This is a genomic window from Vibrio sp. Sgm 5 (genome assembly GCF_026241575.1).
GTDB lineage: Bacteria > Pseudomonadota > Gammaproteobacteria > Enterobacterales > Vibrionaceae > Vibrio > Vibrio jasicida.
The window spans coordinates 1-7,857 of the sequence record NZ_JAPHPY010000097.1 but is presented as its reverse complement, the minus strand read 5'-3'; the positions used below and the strand labels follow the sequence as shown (position 1 = coordinate 7,857).

The window sequence follows — 7,857 nt, the reverse complement described above, 5'->3', positions numbered from 1 at the left end:
CTATCGGATTTTTACACACTGGTGGGATCGTTCAATTGATCAGTCTATTAATTTCTTAACTGATCGGCATTACCGGCTATGCCGGTGGATAATTTTCTTGTGTGCGTGCTTTATTTGCGTTTTTTTATGTTCGCGGTAAAGATTGGAAATGGCTCAATAAATCACTGAGTTCATTAAGCGCCAACGAGGCTGAGTCATTGAAGGTTTCTTGATTACCATGATGCACAAGACAAGAGGACATCTGAGCGTTATACGCCGCCTGTAAGTCGTAAAGGTAATCGCCGATATAAAGCACTTCATCCGGCATCAAACGCCACTCTTTCGCCAATACCTGCAGAGACAAAGGATCTGGCTTGGGCGGGAAGCATTCACGAGTGATGACTCGCTCCACTGAAATTTGGTTGTGCTCTAGCTTGCGTTGCGTGGCGATTTGACAGTTGCGCGTCACGATAGCGGTTTTGATTTCATTTTGATGCAAGTGAGCGAGCAGTTCATGACATCCAATCATTGGGGCAGACTGCTCAGCATCAGAAATCTCGTAATCAAATATAACGTTATGAGCGTGCTCTCGATGGTGAGGGTGCTCAAGTGTCTCGACAAAATCCAATAGATCTTCACTCTGCGGACAACCAAGCTGTTGTCGCAATTCGCCGAAGTTCATATCAGAACTCACCAAGGTGTTGTCTAAATCAAACACCACGGCTTTAATTTTATCGAGCTGTAAAGGGAATGGAATCATAATGACCTCGTACAACTTAACCGAACTATCGTTTTAAAAAACAAAAGGTTATTGTTAAGTTTAGATTCTTCTGCTTAGATTGTACGAAAATAAATCAACCATGTATCACAAAACAAGGACGCGCATGATCATTCCTAAACCATTACAAAAAGGCGACACCATCGGCTTTTTCTCGCCATCCTCTCCAGCCACGGTATTTGCGCCAGCGCGTTTTGAGCGTGCCAAGGCGTACGTGGAATCTCATGGTTACCAGCTAAAAGCAGGCAGCTTAACGGGCAAAACTGACCAATATCGCTCGGGTTCGATTCAAGAGCGAGTAGAAGAATTGAATGCGCTGATTCGTGATCCTGAAGTGCGCTGTATTATGTCGACCATTGGCGGTTACAACAGTAACTCATTGCTGTCTTACATTGATTACGAGGCATTGAAGAAAGATCCCAAGATCATTGTTGGCTATTCGGATGTGACAGCTTTGCTTATGGGCATTTACGCACAAACCGGCATCGTCACTTTCTATGGTCCTGCTTTGGTGGCATCTCTGGGTGAATTCCCGCCATTGGTGGACGAGACCTTCGCTTCGTTCGAATCGATAGTGAATACATTAGATGGCTTGGAGCATCAATACACAATACCTCAAGGGTGGACAGATGAATGGATAGAGTGGGGCGAACAAGACCGCGCAAAGCACACGCTAGAGAATCAGTGGCACTTCAAAGGTGAAGGCAAGATCACAGGGCGTTTGATTGGCGGCAACCTCAATACCATGACGGGCATCTGGGCAAGTGAGTTTATGCCGAGTATCGAACAAGGCGATATTTTGCTGGTGGAAGATTGTTTGCAGGGCATTGAAACGGTCGAACGCTCTTTTGCGCTGCTCAAGCTTTCTGGCGTGTTTGATAAAGTTGGTGCGGTTGTGCTCGGCAAGCATGAAAAGTTCAACGATAAAGGCACAGGACGAGCACCTATAGACGTGTTATTAGAAGTACTTAACGGTCAACAACTGTCGATTTTGTATGACTTTGATAGCTGTCATACCCACCCAATGCTCACCGTTCCATTGGGCTCGACCATGACGCTCGATTTTGACAATGAAACGGTAGCAGTGAGTTTAAAGAGCTAGCTTTTTTGACTAGCTCGTCAGAGAAAACTATTTCTCCTCAAGACGAAAGATTTTGCCGCTGTCGGTAGAAAAATAGATATAGCCATCGGGGCTGATGGTTATATCTCTTACTCGCTCACCAAGATTCTCCATCAATCTTTTTGATTCGGTGAGCTTGCCATCTTCAATAGAAACCACGTTGATGTGCGCCAGTTTCAATGCACCGGCGAGGATTTTTCCGTCCAACTCTGGGTATTTATCGCCACGGTACAAAATCATATTGCTGGGTGCGATAGAAGGGATGTATACCAACTTTGGATCTTCCATTCCCGGTAACGACTTAGCTTCACCAACGTCCAACGGTCCCCAATATTCTTTACCATGAGAGACTTTTGCCCAGCCGTAGTTCGCGCCTCTCTTGATTAGATTAATTTCATCGCCGCCGCGTGGTCCATGTTCAATCGACCACAGCTGTTTTGTTGCTTCGTCGTAAAACATGCCTTGTGGGTTGCGGTGCCCGTAACTCCATATCTCAGGACGAGCTTCGGAAGGTTTAAATGGGTTGTCTTGTGGAACCGAACCATCAAGGTTAAGGCGCAGAATACTGCCAGCATGGGTTTGAGTGTCTTGCCCATTATCACGTTCGCCACGGTCACCGATTGAGAAGTAAACTTTGTCGTCAATAAATGAAATTCGACTGCCGTAGTGACGCCCTGTGTCAGTGATGGCATCAGCAACAAAGAGATCTTTCCAGCCCACAAGCTGATTGTTTTGCAATTGCGCCGTCGCTAACGCCACCGTATTGCCTTTGCTCGTGCGCTTGCTGTAGGTAAAGAAGAGTTGCGGATTTTGCGTATCGGCATTCGGTGCGAGCGCGACATCCAATAAGCCAGCTTGCCCACTGGTATTCACATCGGGAACGTTAAACAGCTTTTGAGGTTTGCCTGATGTGATATCCAGCAGCGAAACCGTACCGTTCTTTTCATTGACGATTACGCGTTGGCTATCTAAGAACTCGATCCCCCAAGGGATCTGAAATCCATTCGCCACTTCGTTAGCGCGGTATTCGGCAGCGTTGGCAGAAAAGGATAAACAAGCGAGTAGGGCAGCAGCAATCGTTCTCATGGTTCCTTCCAATATGAATCGTATTAATGCTTAAAAGCTAACACTAAAAGAGAACGTTTTGCAGAGCATGGATTGTATAAGAATGTAAAAAATCCCCGATACGAGATCGGGGATTGAATTAAGGCTAGAGAATTGTTTATGTAGCGAGATTACATCGCTTCTTCGAAGATCTTAGAGATTTCTTCGTGAGTTGCTTGTTTAGGGTTAGTGAAACCACAAGCGTCTTTCAGTGCGTTGTCTGCTAGTGTTGGGATGTCTTCTAGTTTCGCACCAAGCTCTTTAATACCTGCTGGGATACCCACATCTTTCGCTAGAGTAACGATAGCGTCGATTGCTGCCGCTGCACCTGCTTCAGCCGACATGCCTTCTACGTTTACGCCCATTGCTTTCGCTACATCACGTAGACGCTCAGGACATACTTGCGCGTTGTAACGTTGTACGTGAGGTAGAAGAATTGCGTTACAAACACCGTGTGGAAGGTCGTAGAAACCACCTAGCTGGTGTGCCATTGCGTGTACGTAACCCAGAGACGCGTTGTTGAACGCCATACCCGCCATGAACTGTGCATATGCCATTTGTTCACGAGCTTCTAGATCTTCACCGTTTTTCACTGCTGTGCGTAGGTAAGCTTGGATAAGCTCAATCGCTTTGATTGCTACCGCATCAGTGATTGGTGTTGCCGCGATAGATACGTAAGCTTCAATCGCGTGAGTTAGGGCATCCATACCTGTTGCCGCAGTTAGCGAAGCAGGTTTAGCTAGCATTAGCTCTGGATCGTTTACTGAGATAAGCGGTGTTGTGTGCTTATCAACGATAGCCATCTTGATGTGACGCTCTTCGTCTGTGATGATGCAGAAACGCGTCATTTCAGATGCCGTACCCGCAGTCGTGTTGATTGCGATAAGTGGCATCATTGGTTTTGCAGATTGGTCTACGCCTTCGTAATCTGCGATTTTGCCGCTGTTAGAAGCAACAAGCGCGATACCTTTCGCACAGTCGTGTGGTGAACCACCGCCAAGAGAGATAACGAAGTCACATTCGTTATCAGTAAGAAGTGCTAAGCCGTCGTTAACGTTGCTGATAGTAGGGTTTGGTTGAGTGCCATCGAACACAACAGTTGCTACGTCGCGTTCTGTTAGTAGATCTTGAACCTGCTTTACTACACCGATTTGGTTAAGAATCTTATCCGTAACAATCAAACCTTTTTTAAAGCCTTGAGATTGGATGCTGTCTGCTGCGTCTTTCAGACAACCAGCGCCCATTAGGTTTACGGTAGGGATAAAAAATGCACTTGTCATATTGGATTGCTCCGTCGTTATTTTTAATAATCTTTCTTAATCTGTCATTTACTCTTGCATACCCCGTTCTTGATTTAGATTGATCTAGGACAAGTTTAACCCCTTAGGGGTATCTTGAGGGCTGAAAGTGTGATGGCAGTCTTGTTGCACAGTGAGATGGTGCAACACCTACTTAACGTAGCTGAAATATCTCATTTATTACGCAAACGATTGGCAAAAATAACAAGATTCGTACGGTTTATCTCTCAATTAGACTAAAGTATAAAAAATCCCCATTAATATGTAGTCTATCAATGGGGGTTCGTATGGTGTGTTTTAAGCAAACGTTTTCGATTTAGGCGATTTTAACTAGCTTATCTACTAGTTTTTCAATGCCTGATGCAGCTTGGGAGATATTCTCCGCTAACATATAAGCTGGTGTTGAAAGCACGTTGTGTTTTTCATCGAAATGGATTTCATCCACCTGACAATTGACGTGCTCACCCCCCATATGACCGAATGCTGCTGCAGTGGCTTCATCGTTACCAATGGTGCCTTTTACACCTTGATCGTAAATCATAGGGATAATAGTTGGTGCGATGCATAAATAACCTGCAGGTTTGCCCGCTTGAGCGAATGCACGACACGCTTGGGCGACGTGAGTATTGATCGAACATTCTGCGCCTGAGACGGCGAAGTCGGTTAAGTTTTTCGCGGCACCAAATCCACCTGGAAGCAGTAGGGCATCGTATTCATCAACGTTAAGTTTGGCGACATCGTCAATGTTACCGCGAGCGATACGAGCTGATTCGATCAAGACGTTGCGTGTTTCATCCATTTCGTCACCGGTTAGGTGATTGATGACGTGGAGTTGGTCAATGTTAGGTGCAAAGCAGTGCCAAGTTGCACCTGCCTTCTCGATGGCGTAGAGCGCCAATACGGCTTCGTGGATCTCAGAACCGTCGTAAACGCCTGAACCACTTAAAATGACTGCGACTTTTTTCATGATTGGATTCCTTTACTCTGAACGTTCCTTAGATTGTTCTTCACTATCTAGATCATGCGTTTCCGAATGTGTTTCAACGTTTTCACTTTCGTCGTCTTCCTCATAGTAGCGCACAACAAACGCTGTCAGCATGACACTCGAAGGCAGAAAATGTTTCATATCGACTCCAACCGCTTAATAGAGTGGTTTTTATACCGATTTTGGAAAAAGAGTACGTTGAAGCGGATCATTTTTGAGTTAAGCTGCAGTTTCCTTTGGCATTCATGAGCAGTAGGTCACATAGATAACATGCAATCCTATCAGTTTCGTTTCACCCTTTATGGTTGTATCGCCATTCTCTCTTGGAGCTGTTTGCTAGGCATCGCTAGATTGGTGACAGAAAGTTTGGGACCTGTGGGCGGATCAGCCATGCTGTATTCTCTGAGCTCCATTTTTCTGTTGATTGTGGTTGGCATCCCAAAACTGTCGTATTTCTCACCCAAGTATTTAGTTCTCGGTGGGGCGATGTTTGTCTGCTACGAGATCTTCCTTGCGCTGGCGTTGGGCTACTCCAATTCTCGCTCTCAGGCGATTGAAGTTTCCATCGTCAATTATCTATGGCCGGCACTAACCGTTTTGTTTGCGGTATTGGGCAGTAACAAAAAGCCGAACTGGCTACTGTACCCGGCAGTTATGTTGGCATTCATTGGTGTCGCTTGGACGGTCAGTGGTGATAGCGGTTTATCACCAACGCAGTTATTGGCGAACATCAGCAGCAATCCGATTGTTTACTTTATGGCATTTGCAGGCGCAGTCATCTGGGCTGTGTATTGCAATCTGACTCAAAGACAACAATCGAAGCACAATGCCATTACTTTGTTTTTTATTGCGACAGCCATCTCTTTGTGGATCAAATACGCCTTTACTGATGAGCCGCCAATGGTATTCAGTTGGGAAGCGATGGGGTACTTAGTGGCTTCTGCAGCTTTAATGGCGGGTGGTTACGGATTATGGAATATCGCGATTGTTGGCGGCAATATGGTGTTTCTCGCAACCTTGTCTTACTTTACGCCGATTTTCTCTGCTCTGTTTTCTTCTATTATTCTGGGTGTCACTCTAAGCCACAGTTTCTGGCAAGGGGTCGTAATGGTAACGGTTGGTTCGTTGATGTGTTGGCTGGTCACTAAAGAGAAGCGCGAAGCGGCTGGATAAGTTTTCTGTAGGAGAGGGTAAGTTCACAAGTCAAAGTTCAAGGTACCAACCCCTCCTAACCTCCCCTTGTATTAGGCATCCAAGCTCTCAACACTCCGAGTCAAAGGGGAGGGACTGGTCCTGCATCCGAGGTTAGTTTATTGCGCACTATGAGCATTCGCAGGGTCAGCCGAAAAGCGACTAGCTGAAGTTAGCAAAGAATAGCTCTCCTCCTTAATCGCCGTATTCAAATGCGAAGCAACTCAAGTAAATAAAAGGGGGGAGTTGGAGGGGGGTTGCAAGCTCACAAGTCACAGTTCAGTGTACCAACCCCTCCTAACATCCCCTTATATTTGGCATCCAAGCTCCCAACACTCTGAGCCAAAGGGGAGGGACTGTTCCTGCATCCGAGGTTAGTTTACTGCGCACTATGAGCATTCGCGGGAGCAGTAGAGGAGTGGCGATCTTAAGTTAGCAAAGAATAACTCTCCCCCTTAATCGCCGTATTCAAATGCAAGACAGCTTTAGTCAAGAAAAGGGGGAGCTGGTGGGGGCAAGTTCACAAGCCACAGTTCAATGTACCAACCCCTCCTAACCTCCCCTTGTATTTGGCACCTGAGCTCTCAACACCCCGAGTTAAAGGGGAGGGACTGGTTCTACATCCGAGGTTAGTCCATTGTGCACTATTAGCATTCGCAGGGTCAGTAGAGGAGTGGCGATCTTAAGTTAGCAAAGAATAGCCCTCCCCCTCAATCGCCGTATTCAAATGCGAAGCAACTCAAGTCGATAAAGGGGGAGTTGGAGGGGGTTGTAAGTGCATAAGCCATAGTTCAATGTTCCAACCCCTCCTAACCTCCCCTTGTATTTGGCATCTAAGCTCTCAACACCCCGAGTCAAAGGGGAGGGACTGGTTCTACATCCGAGGTTAGTCTAGTGCGCACTATTAGCATTCGCAGAGTCAGTAGAGGAGTGGCGATCTTAAGTTAGCAAAGAATAACTCTCCTCCTTTATCGCTGTATTCAAATGCGAAGCAACTCAAGTCGATAAAGGGGGAGTTGGAGGGGGTTGTGAGTGCATAAGTCCCAGTTCAATGTACCAATCCCTCCTAACCTCCACTTGTGTAGGCATCTAAGCTCTCAACACTCCAAGTTAAAGGAGAGGGACTGGTTCTACATCCGAGGTTAGTCCATTGTGCACTGTTAGCATTCGCAGGGTCAGTAGAGGAGTAGCGATCTTAAGTTAGCAAAGAATAGCCCTCCCCCTTAATCGCCGTATTCAAATGCGAAGCAACTCAAGTCGATAAAGGGGGAGTTGGAGGGGGTTGTAAGTGCATCAATCGAAGAAATAAAAAAGCTCCCAAGATTGGGTAATGCCGATCAGTTAAGAAATTAATAGACTGATCAATTGAACGATCCCACCAGTGTGTAAAAATCCGATAGAC

The 7,857-nt window shown here is 46.1% G+C and carries 7 protein-coding genes; 2 read left to right on the top strand and 5 right to left on the bottom strand.

Annotated elements, in window-relative coordinates:
- Positions 1 to 124: 124 nt before the first annotated feature.
- A complete protein-coding gene (locus tag OQJ86_RS25765; RefSeq protein ID WP_265992102.1) occupies positions 125 to 739 on the bottom strand; it encodes an HAD family hydrolase in 615 nt (204 codons plus the stop codon).
- 124 nt (positions 740 to 863) lie between these two features.
- Between OQJ86_RS25765 and OQJ86_RS25760 the strand changes: the two genes are divergently transcribed.
- A complete protein-coding gene (locus tag OQJ86_RS25760; protein WP_265992100.1) occupies positions 864 to 1,859 on the top strand; it encodes a S66 family peptidase in 996 nt (331 codons plus the stop codon).
- Positions 1,860 to 1,886: 27 nt separating this feature from the next.
- Here the strand turns inward: OQJ86_RS25760 and OQJ86_RS25755 are convergent, their stop codons facing one another.
- The 4 genes from OQJ86_RS25755 to OQJ86_RS25740 form a co-directional block, all read right to left on the bottom strand.
- A complete protein-coding gene (locus OQJ86_RS25755) occupies positions 1,887 to 2,963 on the bottom strand; it encodes a PQQ-dependent sugar dehydrogenase (protein WP_265992098.1) in 1,077 nt (358 codons plus the stop codon).
- Between the two features lie 149 nt (positions 2,964 to 3,112).
- On the bottom strand, positions 3,113 to 4,261 hold the full coding sequence (yiaY, locus tag OQJ86_RS25750; protein ID WP_265992096.1) for an L-threonine dehydrogenase: 1,149 nt from the start codon (positions 4,259 to 4,261) through the stop codon (positions 3,113 to 3,115).
- Positions 4,262 to 4,595: 334 nt separating this feature from the next.
- Positions 4,596 to 5,246 carry an isoprenoid biosynthesis glyoxalase ElbB gene (gene elbB / locus OQJ86_RS25745; protein ID WP_005442612.1) on the bottom strand — a complete coding sequence of 217 codons (651 nt, stop codon included), beginning with the start codon at positions 5,244 to 5,246 and terminating at the stop codon, positions 4,596 to 4,598.
- Positions 5,247 to 5,258: 12 nt separating this feature from the next.
- Positions 5,259 to 5,405 (bottom strand): hypothetical protein, encoded by a 147-nt coding sequence (locus tag OQJ86_RS25740; protein WP_265992094.1) that lies wholly within the window; start codon positions 5,403 to 5,405, stop codon positions 5,259 to 5,261.
- A gap of 129 nt (positions 5,406 to 5,534) precedes the next feature.
- Here OQJ86_RS25740 and yddG point away from each other — a divergent pair, with 129 nt between their 5' ends.
- Positions 5,535 to 6,437 carry an aromatic amino acid DMT transporter YddG gene (yddG, locus tag OQJ86_RS25735; RefSeq protein ID WP_265992092.1) on the top strand — a complete coding sequence of 301 codons (903 nt, stop codon included), beginning with the start codon at positions 5,535 to 5,537 and terminating at the stop codon, positions 6,435 to 6,437.
- The last annotated feature ends 1,420 nt before the right edge of the window (positions 6,438 to 7,857 follow it).